This window comes from Rhizobium sp. PAMB 3174 (genome assembly GCF_052908375.1).
In genome coordinates this window covers 1827354-1848033 of the sequence record NZ_CM128608.1, presented here as the reverse complement: position 1 = coordinate 1848033, position 20680 = coordinate 1827354, and the positions used below count along the sequence as shown (strand labels likewise).

Here is a 20680-nt window from a genome sequence, read left to right as displayed (position 1 = left end):
TCGATTCCTGAGCGTGACTTATAATGAAAGTAGCTGTTGCTGAAGAGAGCTTCCCTGAACTGGGGACTGTCGCTAACCCTGCCGTGCTCTTTGATGGAAACAACGCGTTCGTTTGTTATGAGGCGTCAGCGGCTGCAGGCGGTGGAAATGTGGTACTTGAATTCGGAAATGTCATCGATTTTCGTATTGCGCCGCTGAATGTCGAGGGACTGCGAGAGTATCGCTATCCCATTCAGCCGTGGGCATTCAATGAAATTTGGGATAGCGAAGAGACGACTCGATGGAAGGTGCTCAGCCCGAGATTTTGGCTGCTATCTTTCAATGACGTAACCATCGAAATTCTCTTCAAGACAGTCTCTGTCATAGGCCGCGGCATGGAAGTTGAGCCACAGGACAAGACGTTGATAAACGCATTGTCGAACTGACGGCATCCGTTACCAAGTTTGTTCGATAGAGCTCTAAAATCGCTGAAAACTTGATTCAAAGCTGTTTCTTTGGGCGTGGTCTTGGTCAGGGTCAACTTTAGCAACAAGGAGTGGCTGCTTATTGAACGGCTTCCACCGAAGAAACGAGGTAGCAAACTTCGGCCTTCCCAAAATAATCAACCTTCGTTTTGACGGCTGCCGAAATATGACTGTCGTAGTTTGTCAATCGGTCCCCCATATGGCTTTATAATGGCTCTTTCAATGTGTTTAATACGGAATCTAGCTGATTGACCAACTGCTTTTTCTTCGCAGTTTCCGTTGTCGCACCTCCTCCGACCCCAAATTCAGCATTATCTCTGCCGTGGGACGACGAAAGTCCGTCTTGAGTCAGGTCGCTGGGCAACTTGGGCAAGACACTGTGATTGCCACCGAATATATCGCCCACACCCGTTGGAGAGGAAACGACTACTCGCCTTAGGTTTTCAATGCTTGCCTGCGCACTGGTATTGGCTGCCCGCAGGCTGCGGTACGTTTGGATCGTGCGGTCTACGATTATCCGTATAGTTCCGTCGTCACGCACATCGATAGCGGTGTCTTGTTCATAGGATTTACCGCCGTATCGAATCTCCGGGTCGGGGACGTCTATGACCGCGAACTGAGGAGAGAATGATACCGACACCTTTGCATGTGTCGGTATGAACTTTTCGATTGCGACGCTTGTCAAAGATGTTGCAAAGCAAAATCCACCAAAGAGCAGAAAGCGCGTGAAGATGATGCGAGTGTTGCTGGAAATGGCATTGCCGAATGAGGTTGCAATCGCCAGAATGAGAAACGCCAGTATCAGAACCAGTGCACCGAGGCCGGTGGTGCCGAGCTGGAGTAACTTGATGGCCCCATCGAAGGTTACTTGGCTCAGTTGGTTGATGCACGCGCCCACTGTCCCGTCCATTTCCAGCCCCCACTGATCGATGGATTAGTAAGATGCGAGCTTAACAGTTATTGCTATAATTGCAATTAAGAATGGATGATTTGAGAAAAGCTCTCATTAGTTGTGAAGTGACGCGTCATTTATAGCCCCACGTTCGGCCGTTCGATGATTTCTCGGAGAGCAAAGGACGAGTTGATCTTGACGACGTGGGGCAGGGCGGAAAGCCAGTCGCGGTGGATGCGCTCGTAGTCTTCGAGATCCTTGGCCGCCACCCGCAATATGTAGTCGTATTCGCCCGACATCAGGTAGCAGACGAGCACGTTGGGGCAGCGTTTGATGGCGGCCTCGAACTCGGACAGCGTCTTGGCGAACTGTCCGGAGAGCGAGATGTGGACGATCACCATCATCTTGTAGTCGAGCGCCTTGTGCGACAGGCGGGCGTGATATCCGGAGATCACGCCCGACTTTTCCAAGATGTCGAGGCGCCGCGAACAGGCGGAGGCAGACAGGCCGATGCGTTCGGCAAGCTCGGCATTGGTGATCCGCCCCTCCTTCTGCAGGACGCGCAGGATCGAAACATCGACGGTATCCAGGTCGCTCATTCGCACACTCTTCGATTTCTCTCGCTTCCACGCAATTTTCGTCGAAAAATGTGTTTGCGGCAATAGGACTTTGCAAGGACATTGCCCGGCCGGAATGGTTCACTCGCCGCATCTGACAAGGACGCCGGCGCAAGACCGGCGAAAGAGAGGAACCAAGATGATCGTAGGCTGTCCCAAAGAAATCAAGAACCACGAGTACCGCGTCGGCCTGACGCCGGGCGCCGTGCGCGAATATGTGGCCCATGGCCACCAGGTGATCGTCGAGACGAAGGCCGGGGCCGGCATCGGCGCGGACGACGCGGCCTATATGGCGGCCGGCGCGAAGATCGCCGCCAGCGCCAGGGACATTTTTGAAAAGGCCGACATGATCGTCAAGGTCAAGGAGCCGCAGCCGTCCGAATGGGCGCAGCTGCGCGAAGGCCAGCTGCTCTACACCTATCTGCACCTTGCGCCCGATCCGGAGCAGACGAAGGGTCTTCTCGAATCCGGCGTCACCGCCATCGCCTATGAGACCGTGACCGACGAGCGCGGCGGCCTGCCGCTGCTGGCACCGATGTCGGAAGTCGCCGGCCGGCTGGCGATCCAGGCCGGCGCCACCTCGCTGCAGAAGGCCAATGGCGGCCTCGGCATCCTGCTCGGCGGCGTGCCTGGCGTGCTGCCGGCCAAGGTCACCGTCATCGGCGGCGGCGTCGTCGGTCTCCATGCCGCCAAGATGGCCGTCGGTCTCGGCGCCGACGTGACGATCCTTGACCGCTCCATTCCGCGCCTGCGCCAGCTCGACGACATCTTCAACGGGCGCATCCACACCCGCTATTCGACCATCGACGCGCTGGAAGAGGAAGTTTTCGCCGCCGATCTCGTCATCGGCGCCGTGCTGATCCCCGGTGCCGCCGCGCCGAAGCTCGTCACCCGCGAAATGCTCTCCGGCATGAAGAAGGGCGCGGTCATCGTCGACGTCGCCATCGACCAGGGCGGCTGCTTCGAGACCTCGCATGCCACCACCCATTCCGACCCGACCTACGAGGTCGACGGCGTGGTGCATTACTGCGTCGCCAACATGCCGGGCGCCGTGCCGGTGACGTCGGCCCACGCGCTGAACAACGCCACGCTGCAATACGGCCTGGCGCTGGCTGATCGCGGCCTTGCCGCCATCACCGAGGACAAGCATCTGCGGAACGGCCTCAACGTCCACAAGGGCCGCATCACCAACAAGGCGGTCGCCGAAGCGCTCGGCTACGATCTGGTGCAGCCGGACGCCGCCATAAAGGCTGCATAAGAAAGACGGGCGCAGGCCCGCTGGAAAACCGTCGATGACGACACTGGGTCAGCCGTCTCCCATCCGGCTGGCCCTTTTTTGTTGCCTGATTTTTCAATGGCTTGGGCGATCCAGATATAAAAAGATAGGTTTTAGATATATCGAACATCTTGCAGGCGGGGTGAGATGGGATTATTTACGATATATCGAAAACATATTTTGAAGGAAAAATCATGTTCAAGCACATGCATGACAGGGGCCACGACAGGGGCCATGAAAACGGCGAAGGCCATTGCGGACACGGTCGCCATCGCCGGCACCGTGAAGAATTCATCGCCATGCTGGCCGCCAAGGGTGGGCCTTTCGGCCGCGGCTTCATGGGCGGCGGGCGCGGCGGCCGTGGCTTCGGCGACGATGGCGACGGCCCGCGCGGCGGCCGTTTCCTCGGCCAGGGCGACATTCGCACGCTGGTGCTGATGCTGATCGAGGACGAGCCGCGCCACGGCTACGAGATCATCAAGCAGATCGAGGAACTGAGTGCCGAGGCCTACGCGCCGAGCCCGGGCGTCATCTACCCGACGCTGACCTTCCTCGAGGAGGCCGGCTATGCCGCGATCACAGAGTCGGAAGGTTCCAAGAAGCGCTACGCCATCACCGACGAGGGCAGGGCCTATCTCGAGGAGAACCGGGCGCTCGCCACCATGCTGTTCGAGCGGCTGAAGGCGATCGGCGAGAAGGCGAGCCGCATGCGCAAGTGGCGCGACGAGATGCGCGGCGGCCCGGACCTGCCGAAGAGCGTCGAGGCGGCGATGATGAACCTCCGCGAAGTCGTCGCCCGCAAGCTGGAAAAGGATCCGGCAGCCGCCACCGACATCGTGCGCAAGCTCTTGGAGATGGCCGACGGGGTCGAGTGATCAATGACCCCAAAGGCTTGCCGAAACCGCCCGGAGCGATCGTTCGTTCCGGGCGGTTTCGTTTTGTGGGGGGCAAAGGCCTATTGCAGCTGTTCGGCAAGAATGTTGCGCACATCGGTGACGAAAGCGGCTTCGCCGGTCTTCGGCGGCGTCAGGAAGAAATCGACGTCGCGCATGGCCGGCAGGCCGAATTTTTCCCCGACAGCCACGGCACCGGGCGGCACGGCGGAAGCGTTGAGGCAGGTGACGCCGAGCCCTGCCGACAGCGCCAGCTGCGCGCCGGCAATGCCGGAGGCCGAATGCGCCAGATCGAAGGCGATCTCATGTGCCGTCAGTTGCTCGACGACGTGCTGGCGCAAGCGGCATGAGCCCCTGAGCGCGATGACGGGCAGCGGAGCGTTGCCGGGGCGGGCAAATGTTTCGTCGGCAACCCATCGCAACGTTTCGCTGCGAACGGGGCGGCCGATGGGCGCGTCGGGCGAATTGGCTTCCGGAATGCGCATGAAAAGGCCGATATCGACGTCCCCTGGCGCCGTCTCGATGACCGAGCTGCTGACGACGGCGACGTGCAGGCGCAGATCCGGATAGGTGAGCCGGATTTTCTTCAGCGTCGTGGCGATCGTCGCCGGCTCGAAATAGTCGGTGATGGCAAACCGCACCTCGCCGGCAAGGCGCAAGCCTTTCATATCCTGGAATGCCGTGTCGTTCAGCGCCAGGATGCGCCGGGCGTGGCCGAGCAGTCGTTCGCCGGCCGCCGTCAGCTGTGTGCCGGCCTTGCTGCGCAGGAAGAGCGCCGTGCCGCAGGTCTCCTCCAGCTTGCGAATCTGCTCGCTCACCGCCGATTGCGACCGGCAAAGCCGAGGCGCGGCGGCCGTCAGGCTGCCGGTATCGGTGACGGTCACGAAGGCATGCAGAAGGTCGAGATCGAAACGGGCCATATCATCCACCAGAATAACCGATGGATGATACCATATATTCCCGCTTTTCAGATGAAAAGGCCGGGGCTAGGCTTTTCTCATCCGAACGACAGAGGTTTGAGCAAAGGAGACCTACATGCCCGGCATCACCTTGACACTATCCGGTGAAAAAGACCCGTCACAAACTGCGCGGCTGGCAGACGAGGTTTCGGAGCTGACCTGCCGCATATTGCGCAAGGAGCTCGAGCGCACGACGGTCATCGTCCGGCACGTGGCCCGCGAGGACTGGTTCATCGCCGGAAAGTCGCTCGCAGCCCTTGACCGCAATGCCTTCCGGCTCGAAGTGGCTATCACCGACGAGACCAATACACGCGAGGAGAAAGCCGTGTTCCATCGCGAGGCCTTCGCGCTTCTCTCGGAGCGGATCGGCAACCTGCATCCGCATTCCAACATCCACATCATCGACTGCCGCGCGACAGCTTATGGTTACGGCGGCGTCACGCAGGCGGAATACGCCTTCCGGCGCATGGCGGGCGCGTGATGATCGTCGAGATCGTCGCCTACGAGCTGACGCCCGGCACGGGGCGCGGGCAGAGGCGATGACGCTCTTGCGCCAGTCGGCCGGAAAATGGCTGATGAACAGCGACCTCGTCGGGAAATACTATTTTCTCGATGAGGGGCGCTCCGTCGGTGGCGGTGTCTATCTCTGGCATTCGCGCGCCGATGCCGCCCATTGGCATGGCGAGGCCTACCGCAAGATGGTCGCGTCGTTCTACGGCTCGGCCCCCCGGATCGACATCTTCGACGCCCTGATCCGGGTCGATCCGACAGCGGGCGTGATCGCGGAGCTGTGAGCCTGTCGCGCTTGATCGTCTCGTCAGACTGGACTATGTCTCAAGTGTCGCGAAAAACGATTGGCCGTTCTTGCCATCGCGTACACGTCAGCCACGCCCCGCGTGGCTCGGCCAGCGTCTCCCACAAAACCGCCTGACGAGATCAGGTCATTGCAGCCGGCAGCGTCGATCGACGCCGCCTGTCTGCGTTCAAAGGAGCGCAATAATGGAACATGCGATTACAATCATCGGCGCCGGGCTCGGCGGTCTCACACTCGCGAGGGTCCTGCATATCAACGGAATTGCAGCAACCGTCTACGAAGCGGAGGTCTCGGCGGGGGCGAGGCCGCAGGGCGGGTTGCTCGACATGCACGAACACAATGGTCAGATCGCCCTGAAGTCTGCGGGCCTCTTCGATGAGTTCCGTACGCTCATCCGTCCCGGCGAGGATGCCAAACGCGTCGCCGACAAGGACGGACGCATCCTGTTCGATCGCCCCGGCCGCCAAGCCGGCCGCCGCCCCGAAATCGAGAGGGGTGATCTTCGACGCATTCTGCTCGAATCGCTCCCTCCGGAAACGATCAAGTGGGGCCACAAGGTGACCTCTGTGGTGGCCCTCGGCGACGGCCGGCACAAGGTCGACTTTGCCAATGGGGCCAGTGTTGTTTCCGATCCGCTCGTCGGCGCGGATGGCGCGTGGTCGAAGGTTCGGCCGCTCGTATCTGATGCCAGGCCGAGCTATACGGGCACATCCTTCGTCGAGACATGTTTGTTCGACGGCGATACACGCCACAGGGCGACCGCCGATCTCATCGGCACTGGCACGATGATGGCGGTTGCGCCGGGCAAGGGCATCCTGGCGCATCGAAATGCGGACGGAACGCTGCAGAGCTATGTGGCGCTGAACAGGCCGGAGATCTGGCTTCAGGCGGTCGACTTCAGCGACCGGAAAGCTGGCCTGACCCGCATCGCCGAAGAGTTCGAAGGGTGGGCTCGGGAGCTGACCGCCCACATCACGGAGAGCGATGTCGATCCGGTGATCCGCCCGATCCATGCGCTGCCCGTCGGGCATCGGTGGATGCGTGTGAAAGGCGTGACGTTGCTCGGCGATGCTGCGCACCTGATGTCGCCGTTTGCAGGCGAAGGCGCGAACCTGGCGATGTATGACGGTGCACGGCTCGCCGAAGCTCTGGTTGCCGCTTCCGGCGACGTCGAAGGCGCGCTTGCCGCCTATGAAGCCGAGATGTTCGCCCGAAGCGCCGAAGCGGCCGAAGAGAGCGCGCGTAACCTCGAACAGTTCTTCAGCGATGAAGCACCTCGAAGCGTGGTGGCCCTGTTCAACGGACATTGAGAGGCGGGACAGCTTGCCGCGCTGGGTTTGCGCTCTGCGCGTCAGTCGCTATCACATGGGGTGACCGAGTGATGATCCGTGCTAATGGATGCCCATGCCTTCGATACCGCTGCCATTTGTCATCTGCCTGATTCTTTGCCTCATCCTGGTGCGCATGCTCCGGCAGGCCGATCGCGGGCTGGGGCTCTTTCCGCTGCTCGTCGCGTCCTTCGCCGTGCAGTCGGTGATGTCAGGGTTGAGCTGGAATGTCGGCTGGCATCCCGCGCATCTGATCCAGCCGGTCATCGCCGCATGGCTGCCGGCGCTCTCCTTTGCCGCATTTGGCCAGCTAAGGCGCAACAACCCTATGAGGTCTTCGGACATGCTGCCGCATCTGGTGCCGGCGGTCGTTACAGCCCTCCTCGTCGCCTTTTGGCGGGCGCCGCTCGACGCTGTGCTCTTTATCATTTACTTCGGATACGGCCTTGCCTTGCTGCGAATTGCGCGGCAGGGGCCGGAAGCATTGTCTGCCGTCCGGATTGCCGACGAGTGGACGGCGTACAGGGCGCTCGTGGCAATGGCGATCATGCTGATCGTGACGGCCGTTCTCGACGCCATCGTGTCGCTCGACTTCGCATTCGGGGATGGCAGGCAGGCCCGGACGCTTCTGAGCGTGGCAAGCGTGCTCTGGCTGGCCATTGCCGGATATGCCGCGACCATCGCCGACAGCGCCCGTCCGGAAAGCGAGACCGATGGCGCTGATGCGGGGATTGCGTCATCCTCTTTGTCAGAGCCGGCTCCTCAGAGCATTGAAGATGATCAGGCGATTGCACGCCGCATCGATCTCCTGATGCGCGAGCAGCATCTCTATCGCGACCCGGACCTCACGCTGGAGCGTCTTGCCAGGCGGGCCGGCATCCCCGGGCGGCAGATTTCGGCTGCGCTGAACCGGGTGCATGGCCGCAATATCTCGCAGATCGTCAATGAATATAGGGTCGGCGATGCCAAGCGCCGATTGGCCACGACCAGCGAGTCGGTGACAACCATCATGCTGGAATCCGGTTTCGGCACCAAATCGAACTTCAATCGCGAATTCCTGCGTGTCACGGGCATGACCCCAAGCGCTTTCCGGCTTGCGGGTGGCGACGTCCCGGCGGCAGCAAAAGCGAAAGCAACCGCCTCCTAGGCATTCCGCCAACATCATCCGCAAAGCGACCTCAATCGCGATCATGGACGTCCTAGATCGTGATCAAGGTCGCGGCCGCTTCGGATTCGGGCAAGTTGCAGCCGGCCCTCAATTTCGTGCCCCACCGGACAATGACCGGACGGCGGAGAACGACGGCATGTCGCGAAACCAGCACAAGAGAGGAACGAGATGAAACACCCTATGACAAGAGCCGCCCTGATCTGCCTGGCAGTATCAGCAGTGCTGACGGTACAACGTCCCGCCCTTGCCAGCGAGTTTGTTGGCGTACGACAGATCGCGGCTCCGTCGAAGGAGCGAGGAAGCGATCTGGCGGTGACTGTGTGGTATCCGGCGGAGAAGGGTGGCACGCCGGTCACTCTGGGCGAGAGTGCGTTTTTCGATGGCACGGCCGCCATGGCCGACGCGCCGATCGCGGCTGGACAATATCCGCTGATCCTGCTCTCCCATGGCGCGGGCCTTGGAGGCACGCCGCAAGCGATGAGCTGGATTGCAACACCACTGGCAAAGGCCGGCTTCATCGTGGCGGCCCCCACGCATCCGGGAAATGGTGGCGCCTATCGATCCGCCGAGGAGACGATCAAGCTGTGGCTGAGGCCCGGGGACATCACCGCCACTTTGGATGCGGTGGAAAATGATCCAGTGTTCAAGCGAGGGCTCGAAACGAGCAGTGTCGGCGTGCTCGGGCTTTCCATGGGCGGCAACACAGCCCTGGTGCTGGCCGGCGCGCGCATCGATCCTGCGCTTCTGGCCGGATATTGCGACACCGAAAGTCTTAACGCATCGCTTTGCGGGTGGATGCGACAGAGCGGTGTCGATCTTCATGCCATTGATATGGAACGGGCGGGTGGCAATTACAGCGACAAGCGGATCCGGTTCGCCATGGCAATCGATCCGGCACCGGTCGATGTCCTGCGGCCCGATTCATTTGCGAACATTGCGATGCCGGTCGAGATCGTCAATCTCGGTCAGCCCGGACATATCCCCCGGACCGCACTTGCCTCGGGTGTCGCAAAGGCCATTCCGGAGGCGACATATGCGACGATCGCGGATGCGAGCCATTACAGCATGTTCTGCGAGTGCAAGCCGGGGGCGGCTGACCTTGCCGAGACCGAGGAGATCGGCGATCCGATCTGCTCGGACGGCACGGGACATTCACGCCTGAAAATCCATCAGCAGCTGATCAAGATGACGACGGACGCCTTTGATCGGTCCTTGAAGGCAAGCCGCTGACCGGATGTCATCACTGTCGCGAAAATCGGGCGTCGAACCCGGATTTTCGCGACAAGTGCCGCGCCCGTCCTAGTGCGCCCGCCGCTTCTCGATGTCCGGCAGGAACATCGTCAGGATGCCGAAGGCGGGCAGGAAGGCGCAGAGATGATAGACGAACTCGATGCCCTTGATGTCGGCGAGTTCGCCGAGAAGGGCGGCGCCGATGCCGGCGATGCCGAAGGCGAAGCCGAAGAACAGGCCGGCGATCAGCCCGACCTTGCCGGGCACCAGCTCCTGCGCGAAGACGATGATCGCCGAAAAGGCCGAGGCGAGCACGACGCCGATGATCACGGTCAGGATGGCGGTCCAGAACAGGTTGGCATAGGGCAGGGCAAGGCTGAAGGGCAGCACGCCGAGGATCGATATCCAGATCACCACCTTGCGGCCGATCCTGTCTCCGACCGGGCCGCCGATCACCGTGCCGGCGGCGACCGCGCCGAGGAAGACGAAGAGGAGCAGCTGCGACTCGCGGATCGTCAGGCCGAACTTCTCGATCAGGTAGAAGGTGTAGTAGTTCGTCAGGCTGGCGAGATAGATGTATTTCGAGAAGACCAGCAGGCCGAGAATGGCGATCGCGGTCAGAACCTGCTTGCGCGGCAGGCCTTCGCGCACGGCGCTGCCGGCGCCTTTGCCACGCTTCAGGTGGTTACCGGCATACCAGGCGCCAACCCGCCACAGGACGAGGATGGCGAGCAGGGCGGCTGCGGAGAACCAGGCGATGCTCTTCTGTCCGTTGGGAAGCACGATGAAGGCGGCGAGCAGCGGCCCGAGCGCCGTGCCGAAATTGCCGCCGACCTGGAAGAGCGACTGCGCCAGTCCGTGCCGGCCGCCGGAGGCCATGCGGGCGATGCGCGACGATTCCGGATGGAATACCGACGAGCCGAGGCCGATCAGGGCGCTGGCGACCAGCATGAGTTCGTACTGGTGGGTATTGGCGAGCAGGATGAGCCCGACCAGGGTGAAGCCCATGGCCGCCGCCAGCGAATAGGGCTGCGGATGCTTGTCGGTGTAGATGCCGACGAGCGGCTGCAGAAGCGAGGCTGTCACCTGGAATGTCAGCGTCATCATGCCGATCTGGCCGAAGTCGAGGCCGTAATTCGACTTCAGGATCGGATAGACGCCGGCCAGGAGCGACTGCATCATGTCGTTGAGCATGTGGCAGAAGCTCAAGGCGGCAATGATGGTGAAGGCCGTCGTGCCGGCCGCGGCGCGGTCGGCGGTTGTGGCGTCGGTCATGGATGTCTCCGTAGGGCGTTTTTTGTCGAGTGTGTTCTTTGCCTGCAAGGTATAGAGGGTTGTTCCGGCCTGCTTTCGTGGTATGGTCTATTACTATCGCAAGTGGGCCAATTGCATGCACTTCAGAATCCTCAACTCACCTGTGCCGGAGAGCCAGGAACAGTCGCTCGAGCGGCTGGAGCGGACGACCACGCCGCTCGTCGCCAAGGCAAGCGAATGCCCCGACGGCTTCGTCGTTGCGCCGCACGCCCACAGCCGCGCGCAACTGATCCATGCGCTGACGGGAGTGATCACGGTGTCGACGGCGTTCGGGCGCTGGATGGTGCCGGCCGGCCATGCGCTGTGGATCCCGGCCCATGTCGTGCATTCCGTCGTCGCAAACGGCGATGTCAGCCTGCGCTCGCTCTATGTCAAACCCGGCGCAATCGAGGGACTGCCGGAGACGAGCCGTGTCGTCGGCATGACCGACCTGATGCGCAGCCTGATGATCGAGGCGGTGAAGTTTCCCATGGGCTGTGCGCCGGAGGGGCGGGCCGGGCTGATCATGGCGCTCATTCTGGAGGAGATACCCAATCTGAGGGAACTGCCGCTCGGCCTGCCGTTCCCGGCCGATCCGAAATTGGGCGGGCTTTGCGGCCGGTTCGTGCAGGACCCGTCGGCTGGCGCGTCGATCGACGACTGGGCCGAACGGCTGGGCATGAGCCGGCGCACCTTCACCCGCTTCTTCCGCCGCGAGACGGGCCTGAGCCTGTCCGACTGGCGTCAGCAGGCAAGCATTTTCGCGGCGCTGCCGCGGTTGGCGCGCGGCGATCTGGTGACCAATGTCGCCCTCGATTTAGGCTATGACAGCCCGGCGGCCTTCACCGTCATGTTCAAGCGGATGACCGGAGTGGCGCCCAGCACCTACCTGCGCAACGCGGAGCCGTAGGCGCATTGCAATTGTCGGTCTGTTACCCTTGAAATCATCGATCAGCTCAAATAGATACGAAAAATAATATATATTAGGCGGGCCGCCGATCATCGCGGCGGTCACGTCTCTCGCGGTCCGGCTTCAGCGCCGGCCCGGATCACGAATTTCAGCAAAAGGCCCAGTTCATGCCCCAGAACCCCGTCGTCACCGCCTTCTTCGACAAGCGTACCTTCTCTGTCCAGTATGTCGTGGCCGACCCCGCGACGGGCAAATGCGCAATCATCGACCCCGTGCTGGACTACGACGAGAAATCCGGCACGACCTCGACGGAAAATGCCGACGCGATCCTGAAATTCGTGGCCGATGAGGGCTTGACGGTCGAATGGATATTGGACACGCATCCCCATGCCGACCATTTCTCGGCGGCGCATTACCTGAAGGAAAAGACCGGTGCGCCAACCGCCATCGGCGCGAAGGTCAGGGACGTCCAGGCACTGTGGAAGGCAATCTACAACTGGCCGGATTTTCCCGCCGACGGTTCGCAGTGGGACCGGCTGTTTTCGGCCGGCGACAGGTTCAAGGTCGGATCCCTCGAGGCGAAGGTGATCTTCTCGCCGGGCCACACGCTGGCCTCCATCACCTATGTCATCGGCGACGCCGCCTTCGTGCACGACACGCTGTTCATGCCGGACAGCGGCACGGCACGGGCCGATTTTCCCGGCGGCAGCGCCAGCCGGCTGTGGCATTCTATCCAGGCGATCCTGTCACTGCCCGGTGGCACGCGCGTCTTCACCGGACACGACTACCAACCGGGCGGCCGCGAGCCGCGCTGGGAAAGCACGGTTGCCGAACAGCGGGCCGCCAACCCGCACATTGCCGGCAAGGACGAAGCCGCCTTCGTGGCGCTGCGTGAGGCGCGCGACAGGACGCTGCCGATGCCGAAGCTCATCCTCCATGCCCTGCAGGTCAACATTCGCGGCGGCCGGCTTCCCGAGCCGGAGGAAAACGGCAGACGCTACCTGAAGATCCCGCTGAACGCGTTGCAAGGAGCGGCCTGGGAATGAGCACGGAGCTGGCCGGAACGCTGACGGCGCTGTTTTCCGGTAGCCTCGTCGGCTTCACCCTCGGACTGATCGGCGGCGGCGGCTCGATCCTGGCGACACCGCTGCTCATCTACGTGGTCGGCGTGGCGAGCCCGCATGTGGCGCTCGGAACCTCGGCGCTGGCGGTGGCGGTCAATGCCTATGCCAATCTCATCAGCCACGCCCGCAAGGGCCATGTGCGCTGGCGCTGCGCCGCCGTCTTCGCCGGCATGGGCGTGATCGGTGCCTTCGGCGGATCGAGCCTAGGCAAGATGGTCGACGGCCAGAAGCTGCTCTTCCTGTTCGGCCTTTTGATGCTGGTGGTCGCGGCGGCGATTATGCGCGGCCGCCGCAACAGTTCGGCCACCGACACGCCCGTCGAGCCGCCGCATATCTGCATCCGCACGTCGATCGTCGCGATCGGCACCGGCGTGCTGTCGGGCTTCTTCGGCATCGGCGGCGGTTTCCTGATCGTGCCGGGCCTGATGTTTGCGACCGGCATGCCGATGATCAACGCGGTCGGCTCGTCGCTGCTTGCCGTCGGCACCTTCGGCCTGACGACGGCGGCGAACTATGCGGCCTCCGGGCTCGTCGACTGGAAGATCGCCTTCGAATTCATCGCCGGCGGCATCCTTGGCGGCGTCATCGGCATGCTGGCGGCGTCGCGGCTGTCAACGAAGGGCCAGACGCTCAACAACATCTTCGCCGGAATCATCGTCGTCGTCGGCCTCTATATTCTGGCAAGAAGCGGCATGGCGCTCTGGGGCTGAACCGCCGCAAAAGCGCCATCTCCCGCCGTCAGGCGCGGTCGATCCGGCACTGATAGCAATTGTTGCGCGCCGAGCGGACATGCACATAGGCGATGTCGTCGCGCGACAGGAGGTCGGCGGCGCGCGCCGGTATGTCACCGGTCGGTGTCACGGCGCCGCTGCCATAGACGATCCTGTCGTTCTCTCCATAGCCACGCACGATGTAGTCCGGGCTTGCCAGCATAGGCGGAACGATCTCTTCGGCGGCGTAACGCTTGCAGGGCTCGGCATGCAGGAAGATCGGCCCGGTCTCGGCATAGGGCTGCAGGGCCGGGAAGGGGCGATAGGCCAGCACCAGATAGGCCTCGCCCTTGCCGACGGTTGCAAGGCAATGCCGGCAGGGCACGCCGTCGCCATCCGATATCTGCCGCTCGGGTGGCAGGCCGTAGGCGTCCGGCCCGCCGGCCCAATAGGCTTCGGCGTCACTCGTGGGCATGGCGGAAAAATGGATGGCGGTCATGGTGGTCTCCCTTGAGGTGTGGAGGCCATGATTGACGATGACCGCTGCGTCAGCCACCCGATACTTGCGCGACATCCCGCTTCGCCAGATCCAGAAGCTCCTTGTCGCTCAACGGGCGGACGAGGGCGTCGGAGGTGGAGACGGGGGTGAAGCCGTAGCGCTGGTAGAGCTGCAGGGCGCGCGGATGGTCGAGCGTGTTGGTCTGCACGGTGACGCGTTTGGGCTCCAGCATCCAGGCGGCGGTGATCGCCTGCAGCAGGAACCACTTGCCGACGCCGAGGCCGAGTGCGTGTTCCATCAGGCCGAAATAGGAGAGCTCGACCGTCTCCACGCTTTCATGGAAAAGCTCGAAGAAGCCGGCGGGTGCGCCGTCGACATAGAGAACCGTGACGGAGACGCGCGGATCGCGCAGGATCGCCTCCAGCTTCTTGTCGGCGAGGCGCAGGCGGTTGACCCAGTGCCAGCGGCTGCCGACCTGGCGGTAAAGGTAGCGATAGAAGGGCAGCGGGATGTTCTTCGTCCGCATCAGCGCCGTGTGGATGTTGACCGGGATCGGCAGGTTCGCCTTCGGCGGCGCCGTCATTTCCAGGTGCGTGATGTGTGCTTTCAGCGCCCGCGGCGATTTCGTCTGCTCGGCCATGCCTCAGGCCTTCCCGGTGACGATCGGCGTGTCTTCCTTCGATCCCCATTCCGACCACGAGCCGTCATAGAGGGTGTGATCCGTATGGCCGAGGCTTTCGAGCGCCAGCGAAATGATCGCCGCCGTCACGCCGGAGCCGCAGGTGGTGGTGACCGGCTTCGAAAGGTCGATGCCGGCGGCCTCGATCGTCTCACGCAGGGCCGCGAGGTCCTTCAGGCGGCCGGCCTCGGAAAAGACGCCCGACGGCAGGCTCCTTGCACCCGGCATGTGGCCGGAGCGCATGCCGGCGCGGGGCTCCGCCTCTTCACCGGTGAAACGGCCGGCGCCGCGCGCATCCGCTATCTGCCGGCTGCCCGATGATACGACCTCCTGCATGGCGGCGAAGGTGGTCACCTTGTGGAGACTTGGATTGAGTTTGAAATGCCCGGGCGCCGGTTCCGGGATGTCGGTCTCGAGCGGCCGGCCTTCCTTCTTCCAGCCGTCGATGCCGCCCTCCATGATGAAGACCCTAGTGGCGCCGAACAGGCGGAACATCCACCAGACCCGCGGAGCGGTGAAGATGCCGGGGCCGTCATAGACGACGATCGTGTCAGTATCGGAAATGCCGAGCTTTTCGGCGGCGGCGGCGAATTCTTCCGGCGAGGGCAGGGTGTGCGGCAGGCCGGAGGACTGGTCGCAGATCGCATCCTGGTCGAAGAAGACGGCGCCGGGCACATGGCCTTCGGCATATTCGGCAGCACCATTGCGCTTCTGGGCCGGCAGATACCAGGAAGCATCGACGACCCTGAATTCCGGCGCGCCCAACTGCTTTTCGACCCAGTCGGCGGAAACGACGAACGGACTCTTTTCCTTGGTCATGATGGCTCCCTTGCCCAATCAGGCTTCCGGCGTGCCGAAACGGATGCGGAAGCGACGGTTTTCCTTGCCCTTCTTGTCGATCTTGGCGATGTGAATCGCCCCGACCTCCTGGGTCTCGGATACATGGGTACCGCCGCAGGGCTGACTGTCAACGGAAGAATTCTCGCCGATGCAGACAAGGCTGACCCGGCCCATGCCGATCGGCGGCCGGACGTTCTTGGATTTGACGAGGCCGGGATTGGCCTGCAGTTCATCGTCGGTGATCCATTGCACGAAGATGGGATGGTTTTCGTTGATAAGCGCCATCAGCTTCGCCGTCACCTCGTCCTTGTCGATCGTCTCCGCCATGTCGAAATCGACGCGGCTGTCGTCCTCGTTCACGGATGCGCCGGTGATCGGATAGGGGCAGACGACGGAGAGCAGGTGGCAGGCCGTGTGCATGCGCATGAGCTTGTAGCGGCGCGGCCAGTCGATATGCAGCACCAGCGTTTCGCCGACCGAAGGCAGCGCTTCGCCTTCGAGCGGCCGGTGCAGGATGACCTCCTTGGTGTCGCCGTGGGTGGTGACGCCGAGCATGATCTTCGACCCGTCGGCACGCTCGAAAAAGCCGGTATCGCCGGGCTGTCCGCCTGAAGTGGCGTAAAAGCAGGTCTGGTCCAGCTCGATCGCACCGTCTTCATGGACCGCGGTGACGACCGCCTCGCAGGTGGAGAGATAGAAGTCGTCGCGGAACAGCGGCTTGACGGGCATCGGGCATTCCTTTCGTGGCGGACTTCACGCCGCCTGGAAAGGAACCTCGATCTCCGTCGGCTTCGTCAGCCATTGCGGGACCGGCAGATCCTTCGATGCAAGGAAGTCCGGATTGAAGAGTTTCGACTGGTAGCGGTTGCCGTAGTCGCAAAGAATGGTCACGACTGTATGGCCCGGCCCGAGGTCTTTGGCAAGGCGGATGGCGCCGGCGATGTTGATGCCGGACGAGCCGCCGAGGCACAGTCCTTCGTTCTCGACGAGGTCGAAGATCAGCGGCAGGGCTTCGCGGTCGGGAATCTGGTAGGCGAAGTCCGGTGTGAAGCCTTCAAGGTTCGCCGTGATGCGTCCCTGGCCGATGCCCTCGGTGATCGAGGAGCCCGCGGATTTCAGTTCGCCGTTCGTGTAGAACTCGTAGAGCGCCGCACCCTCCGGATCGGCGAGGCCGATCTTGATGGCGGGGTTCTTCACCTTCAGCCCCATGGCGACGCCGGCAAGCGTGCCACCCGAGCCGACCGCGCAGATGAAGCCGTCGACCTTGCCGCCGGTCTGCTCGAAGATTTCCGGTGCCGTGGTGGCGATATGGGCGTCACGGTTGGCGACGTTGTCGAACTGGTTCGCCCAGATCGCCCCATTCGGCTCGGTCTTGGCGAGTTCCGCGGCGAGGCGTCCGGAGACCTTCACGTAATTGTTCGGGTTCTTGTAGGGAACGGCGGGCACCTCGACGAGCTCGGCGCCGAGCAGGCGCAGCGCGTCCTTCTTCTCCTGGCTCTGCGTTTCCGGGATGACGATGACGGTGCGGTAGCCGAGCGCCTTGGCTACGACGGTGAGCCCGATGCCGGTGTTGCCGGCAGTGCCCTCGACGATGACGCCGCCGGGTTTCAGCAGGCCCTTCTTTTCCGCGTCGCGGATGATGAAGAGCGCTGCCCGGTCCTTGACCGACTGTCCGGGGTTGAGGAACTCCGCCTTGCCGAGAATGGTGCAGCCGGTGGCTTCCGATGCGCCTTTGAGCTTGATCAGCGGCGTGTTGCCGATCGCGTCCAGAACGGTGGGGAGAAAGGTCATGGGGATCGCCTTCATGTCGTCAGGGGTCAGAAATTCTATCGTCGGGTTTTCGGCGAGCGGCGACAATAAAACAAGGAATTCTGTTTTACGGCGGCCAAGGAACGCGCCAAATTCATCTTATTTTCCGGGAGGCAATCCCTCAATACAAGGTGAAAACACGATTCCGGCTTGGTGCCGCCATACTGCTGCTCCATATGGTCTGGAAAATACAGAAATGGCGAAGAGGGGATTTCGGAAAGCGCGCGGCTCAGGCTGCGCAGTTTGGAGATGTACCGGATGACCTCGTTCAACGCAAAACCCGAACATGGCGTAGTCTGGATCACCGGCGCGAGCTCGGGCATTGGCCGCGCGCTGGCGCTCGAAATGGCGCGGCGCGGCTACAATGTCGCAGCCACCGCCCGCGACCATGACCGCCTCGTCACCCTGCAGGAAGAGGCCGGCGCCCTGAAGGGGGCGATCCATGTCGTCGACGGCGATGTCACCGAGCGGCAGGACATGGAACGCGTGATCGCCTCGATCGAATACGAGCACGGCCGGATTGCGCTCGCCGTCTTCAATGCCGGCATTTTCGAGAGAGCCAGGCCGGGCGTCGAACTGCGCCGCGCATTCGAGAAGTCGATCGCGGTCAACCTGACCGGCGTCGTCAATTGTCTGGTGCCGTGCCTGCGTCACATGCAGACCTATTCCCATGGCCAGATCGCCTTCATGGGCTCGGCGGCGGGCTATGCCGGCCTGCCGGGCAGCGCCGCCTATGGCGCGACGAAGGCGGCGATGATCAACATGGCGCAGAGCCTGGCGCTGGACCTTGAAGGCTCCGGCATCTTCGTGCAGCTGATCAATCCCGGTTTCGTCGAGACGCCGATGACGGCCGCGATGCGCACGCTTGCCGCCGGGCGGATCACGGCGGAGGACGCGGCCAGGCGCATCGCCGACGGCTTGCAGGGGCAGGCCTTCGAGATCGCCTTTCCGCGCCGACAGGCCTTGGCCGCCAAGCTTCTCGGCATCCTGCCCTATGCCCTCTATTTCCCGCTGCTGCGCTGGATGCGCGGCAAGACCGTGGCGCGCCAGCCGAAGGCCGTGGAAAACACCCTGCATCCTGCCGAATAGTGATGAAAAAAGCCGCCCGGAGTGACCGGACGGCTTCGTTTCTGACCGTGCTCGTCTGAATCAGGCGGCGCGTGCAACGCGGTGCGGCTGGCCGGGCGCAGCGGCGTCCAGGCGGAATTTCTCCAGCATCTGCTGCAGGCTGCGGCTTTCGCCGGCAAGCGTCTGGCTGGCTGCCGTCGTCTCTTCGACCATTGCCGCATTCTGCTGCGTCATCTGGTCCATGTGGTTGACGGAGGTGTTGATCTCCTGGATGCCGGTCGCCTGCTCGCGCGCCGCCGTGGCGATCGTCGCGACATGGTCGTTGACGCGGTTGACCAGCTTCTCGATTTCCACCAGCGCCTCGCCGGTCGAGCGCACCAGCGCGACACCGTTGCCGACCTCGGATGCCGAAGCAGAGATCAGCGTCTTGATCTCCTTGGCGGCATTCGCGGAGCGCTGTGCGAGCTCGCGCACTTCCTGGGCGACGACGGCAAAGCCGCGGCCGGCCTCACCGGCACGTGCCGCTTCGACGCCGGCGTTGAGCGCCAGCAGGTTCGTCTGGAAGGCGATCTCGTCGATCACGCCGATGATCTGGCTGATCTTGCTGGACGAATCCTCGATCCGGCCCATGGCGTCGACCGCATTGCGGACGATTTCGCCGGAGCGTGCGGCGCTGTTCTTCGTTTCGGCGACCATTTCGCTGGCTTCGACGGCGCGCTGCGATGCGGTGCGCACGGTCGAGGTGATCTCGTCGAGCGCGGCGGCGGTTTCCTCCAGAGCTGCGGCCTGCTGTTCCGTGCGGCGCGACAGGTCGTTGGCGGAGGAGCTCAGCTCGGCGGAGTTGCTGTTGATCGTCGAGGTGGCGGCACGCACGTTCTGCATGGTCGAGCGCAGCGTGGCGAGCGTGGTGTTGACGTTGGCCTTGAGCTCGGCGAAAGCGCCCTGGAATTCGCCGCGCATGTCCTGTGTCAGGTCTGCCTGGGCAAGGGCTGCCATGACCCGGCGCATTTCGGCGAGACCGAGATCAACGGAGCCGATCAGTTCATTGACGCTGGCGGCGAAGCGGTTGAGGTCTTCGTCGTCATAGACCTTGGAGATGCGCACCGAGAAGTCGCCGGCGACGGCGGAGGCCACCACATGGCTGATGCTCGACTGCAGGTCATCGCTCTGTGCCTGGATGACCGCTTCCTGGGCCTTCATGTCGCGCAGGCCCAGTTCGTTGCGGCGGAAGATTTCCAGCGCGCGTGCCATTTCGCCGATCTCGTCCTTGCGGTCGGTATCGGGAGTGCGGCCTTCGAGGTCGCCGCGGGCAAACCGGCTCATGATGCCGGTGAGGTCGGCAATCGGGCCGACGATACCGCGACGGGCGACGAGGAAGCTGATCATCAGGCCGCCGAGAATGCCGACGGCGGCGACGATGATCTGCGCCATCATGGTGACGGTCGAGGCCGAAATGGCGTTGGCACGGGAGTTGGCGAGCGTGTCGCCGGAATATTTGCTGTATTCCTTGACGGCGGCGGTCACGGTCTTCTGGCCGTCGAGGGCCTTGTCGAGCGCGGCCTTGATGGCGCCCTGGTCGTCGGGATTGGCGGCGACCGTCTTCACCATGGCGCGGATGTCGTCGAAGTAGCTGGCGAGCGTGGTGCGGATCGTTTCCAGCAGGGCAAGCTCGTTGGCGTCGGCGGTGGACTGGATCTTCGGCAGCCGGTCGAGCATTTCCTTTGCGCGGCTTTCGGTGTCCGCGGCGAAGTCCGCGGCCTTTTCAGGTGCCTGCGCCAGCTGGTAGGTCATGCGGCTGATCGCGACGATATCGATGCGCAGGTCCATCGCCTCGCGGGCGACTTCCTCGCGGGCGCCGGTATCGGCGATCGCACGGCTGAGCGAGTTCAGGCCGGTCGCGCCGGTGGCGGCGATAACGGCGGAGCTCAAGCCCATGATGGCGACGGCAATGCCAATCTTGTGGAGGATGGAAAGGTTCTTGAAGTGCATGTCCGAGGCCTCGTGGGGACGACGATACCGGCGATCATTGGCGGTATCGGGATAGGTGACCGGCAAGACATCATGTCCCAGGCTTTTGGGAGAAGAGGAATGTTGCGGCGCAACAACT

General features: G+C 62.8%; 21 protein-coding genes and 1 pseudogene. 12 read left to right on the top strand and 10 right to left on the bottom strand.

Annotated elements, in window-relative coordinates:
* Nucleotides 1-23 precede the first annotated feature (23 nt).
* Nucleotides 24-425, top strand: a complete 402-nt coding sequence (locus tag ACU5AY_RS08820; RefSeq protein ID WP_446828765.1) for a hypothetical protein — start codon at nucleotides 24-26, stop codon at nucleotides 423-425.
* Between the two features lie 244 nt (nucleotides 426-669).
* On the opposite strand, the gene ACU5AY_RS08815 is transcribed toward ACU5AY_RS08820, so the two are convergent.
* Together ACU5AY_RS08815 and ACU5AY_RS08810 are read right to left on the bottom strand one after the other, a co-directional pair.
* On the bottom strand, nucleotides 670-1374 hold the full coding sequence (locus tag ACU5AY_RS08815; RefSeq protein WP_446828764.1) for a hypothetical protein: 705 nt from the start codon (nucleotides 1372-1374) through the stop codon (nucleotides 670-672).
* 119 nt (nucleotides 1375-1493) lie between these two features.
* Complete coding sequence (locus ACU5AY_RS08810) at nucleotides 1494-1955, bottom strand: Lrp/AsnC family transcriptional regulator (RefSeq protein ID WP_446828763.1); 462 nt, start codon at nucleotides 1953-1955, stop codon at nucleotides 1494-1496.
* Nucleotides 1956-2112: 157 nt separating this feature from the next.
* Here ACU5AY_RS08810 and ald point away from each other — a divergent pair, with 157 nt between their 5' ends.
* Complete coding sequence (ald, locus tag ACU5AY_RS08805; RefSeq protein ID WP_446828762.1) at nucleotides 2113-3231, top strand: alanine dehydrogenase; 1119 nt, start codon at nucleotides 2113-2115, stop codon at nucleotides 3229-3231.
* 212 nt (nucleotides 3232-3443) lie between these two features.
* The gene (locus tag ACU5AY_RS08800; RefSeq protein WP_446828761.1) at nucleotides 3444-4124 is read left to right on the top strand and encodes a helix-turn-helix transcriptional regulator; all 681 of its coding nucleotides are present in this window, start codon (nucleotides 3444-3446) and stop codon (nucleotides 4122-4124) included.
* An 80-nt stretch (nucleotides 4125-4204) separates the two neighbouring features.
* Here the strand turns inward: ACU5AY_RS08800 and ACU5AY_RS08795 are convergent, their stop codons facing one another.
* Nucleotides 4205-5062, bottom strand: a complete 858-nt coding sequence (locus ACU5AY_RS08795) for a LysR family transcriptional regulator (RefSeq protein ID WP_446828760.1) — start codon at nucleotides 5060-5062, stop codon at nucleotides 4205-4207.
* 115 nt (nucleotides 5063-5177) lie between these two features.
* Here ACU5AY_RS08795 and ACU5AY_RS08790 point away from each other — a divergent pair, with 115 nt between their 5' ends.
* The 5 genes from ACU5AY_RS08790 to ACU5AY_RS08770 all read left to right on the top strand — a co-directional run bounded on the left by ACU5AY_RS08790 (nucleotide 5178) and on the right by ACU5AY_RS08770 (nucleotide 9641).
* Complete coding sequence (locus ACU5AY_RS08790) at nucleotides 5178-5582, top strand: tautomerase family protein (RefSeq protein ID WP_446828759.1); 405 nt, start codon at nucleotides 5178-5180, stop codon at nucleotides 5580-5582.
* Between the two features lie 58 nt (nucleotides 5583-5640).
* Nucleotides 5641-5895: a hypothetical protein gene (locus ACU5AY_RS08785; RefSeq protein WP_446824376.1), complete on the top strand. Its 255-nt coding sequence runs from the start codon at nucleotides 5641-5643 to the stop codon at nucleotides 5893-5895.
* Nucleotides 5896-6100: 205 nt separating this feature from the next.
* On the top strand, nucleotides 6101-7225 hold the full coding sequence (locus tag ACU5AY_RS08780; protein WP_446828758.1) for an FAD-dependent oxidoreductase: 1125 nt from the start codon (nucleotides 6101-6103) through the stop codon (nucleotides 7223-7225).
* 94 nt (nucleotides 7226-7319) lie between these two features.
* Nucleotides 7320-8390 carry a helix-turn-helix domain-containing protein gene (locus ACU5AY_RS08775; RefSeq protein ID WP_446828757.1) on the top strand — a complete coding sequence of 357 codons (1071 nt, stop codon included), beginning with the start codon at nucleotides 7320-7322 and terminating at the stop codon, nucleotides 8388-8390.
* Between the two features lie 201 nt (nucleotides 8391-8591).
* On the top strand, nucleotides 8592-9641 hold the full coding sequence (locus ACU5AY_RS08770; protein ID WP_446828756.1) for an alpha/beta hydrolase family protein: 1050 nt from the start codon (nucleotides 8592-8594) through the stop codon (nucleotides 9639-9641).
* 69 nt (nucleotides 9642-9710) lie between these two features.
* On the opposite strand, the gene ACU5AY_RS08765 is transcribed toward ACU5AY_RS08770, so the two are convergent.
* Nucleotides 9711-10916, bottom strand: a complete 1206-nt coding sequence (locus ACU5AY_RS08765; protein WP_446828755.1) for an MFS transporter — start codon at nucleotides 10914-10916, stop codon at nucleotides 9711-9713.
* Between the two features lie 115 nt (nucleotides 10917-11031).
* On the opposite strand from ACU5AY_RS08765, the gene ACU5AY_RS08760 reads away from it, so the two are divergent.
* The 3 genes and pseudogenes from ACU5AY_RS08760 to ACU5AY_RS08750 all read left to right on the top strand — a co-directional run bounded on the left by ACU5AY_RS08760 (nucleotide 11032) and on the right by ACU5AY_RS08750 (nucleotide 13678).
* On the top strand, nucleotides 11032-11844 hold the full coding sequence (locus ACU5AY_RS08760; RefSeq protein ID WP_446828754.1) for an AraC family transcriptional regulator: 813 nt from the start codon (nucleotides 11032-11034) through the stop codon (nucleotides 11842-11844).
* 179 nt (nucleotides 11845-12023) lie between these two features.
* A pseudogene (locus ACU5AY_RS08755) lies at nucleotides 12024-12890 on the top strand (MBL fold metallo-hydrolase); the annotation flags it as partial.
* Nucleotides 12887-13678: a sulfite exporter TauE/SafE family protein gene (locus ACU5AY_RS08750; RefSeq protein WP_446828753.1), complete on the top strand. Its 792-nt coding sequence runs from the start codon at nucleotides 12887-12889 to the stop codon at nucleotides 13676-13678. The pseudogene ACU5AY_RS08755 and the gene ACU5AY_RS08750, both read left to right, overlap by 4 nt.
* A 28-nt stretch (nucleotides 13679-13706) precedes the next feature.
* On the opposite strand, the gene ACU5AY_RS08745 is transcribed toward ACU5AY_RS08750, so the two are convergent.
* Genes ACU5AY_RS08745 through ACU5AY_RS08725 form a run of 5 tightly spaced genes read right to left on the bottom strand, consistent with a single transcriptional unit; the run spans nucleotide 13707 to nucleotide 17487 of the window.
* On the bottom strand, nucleotides 13707-14177 hold the full coding sequence (locus tag ACU5AY_RS08745; RefSeq protein ID WP_446828752.1) for a DUF1203 domain-containing protein: 471 nt from the start codon (nucleotides 14175-14177) through the stop codon (nucleotides 13707-13709).
* Nucleotides 14178-14226: 49 nt separating this feature from the next.
* Entirely contained in the window at nucleotides 14227-14817 is a 591-nt protein-coding gene (locus tag ACU5AY_RS08740; protein WP_446828751.1) for a GNAT family N-acetyltransferase, read from the bottom strand.
* Nucleotides 14818-14820: 3 nt separating this feature from the next.
* A complete protein-coding gene (gene sseA / locus ACU5AY_RS08735) occupies nucleotides 14821-15675 on the bottom strand; it encodes a 3-mercaptopyruvate sulfurtransferase (RefSeq protein WP_446828750.1) in 855 nt (284 codons plus the stop codon).
* Between the two features lie 18 nt (nucleotides 15676-15693).
* Nucleotides 15694-16425: an alanyl-tRNA editing protein gene (locus ACU5AY_RS08730; protein WP_446828749.1), complete on the bottom strand. Its 732-nt coding sequence runs from the start codon at nucleotides 16423-16425 to the stop codon at nucleotides 15694-15696.
* Nucleotides 16426-16449: 24 nt separating this feature from the next.
* On the bottom strand, nucleotides 16450-17487 hold the full coding sequence (locus ACU5AY_RS08725) for a cysteine synthase A (RefSeq protein WP_446828748.1): 1038 nt from the start codon (nucleotides 17485-17487) through the stop codon (nucleotides 16450-16452).
* Between the two features lie 276 nt (nucleotides 17488-17763).
* Between ACU5AY_RS08725 and ACU5AY_RS08720 the strand changes: the two genes are divergently transcribed.
* Nucleotides 17764-18594, top strand: coding sequence for an SDR family NAD(P)-dependent oxidoreductase (locus ACU5AY_RS08720; protein WP_446824364.1), 831 nt, complete (start codon nucleotides 17764-17766; stop codon nucleotides 18592-18594).
* 60 nt (nucleotides 18595-18654) lie between these two features.
* Here the strand turns inward: ACU5AY_RS08720 and ACU5AY_RS08715 are convergent, their stop codons facing one another.
* Nucleotides 18655-20562: a HAMP domain-containing methyl-accepting chemotaxis protein gene (locus ACU5AY_RS08715; RefSeq protein WP_446828980.1), complete on the bottom strand. Its 1908-nt coding sequence runs from the start codon at nucleotides 20560-20562 to the stop codon at nucleotides 18655-18657.
* Nucleotides 20563-20680: the final 118 nt, after the last annotated feature.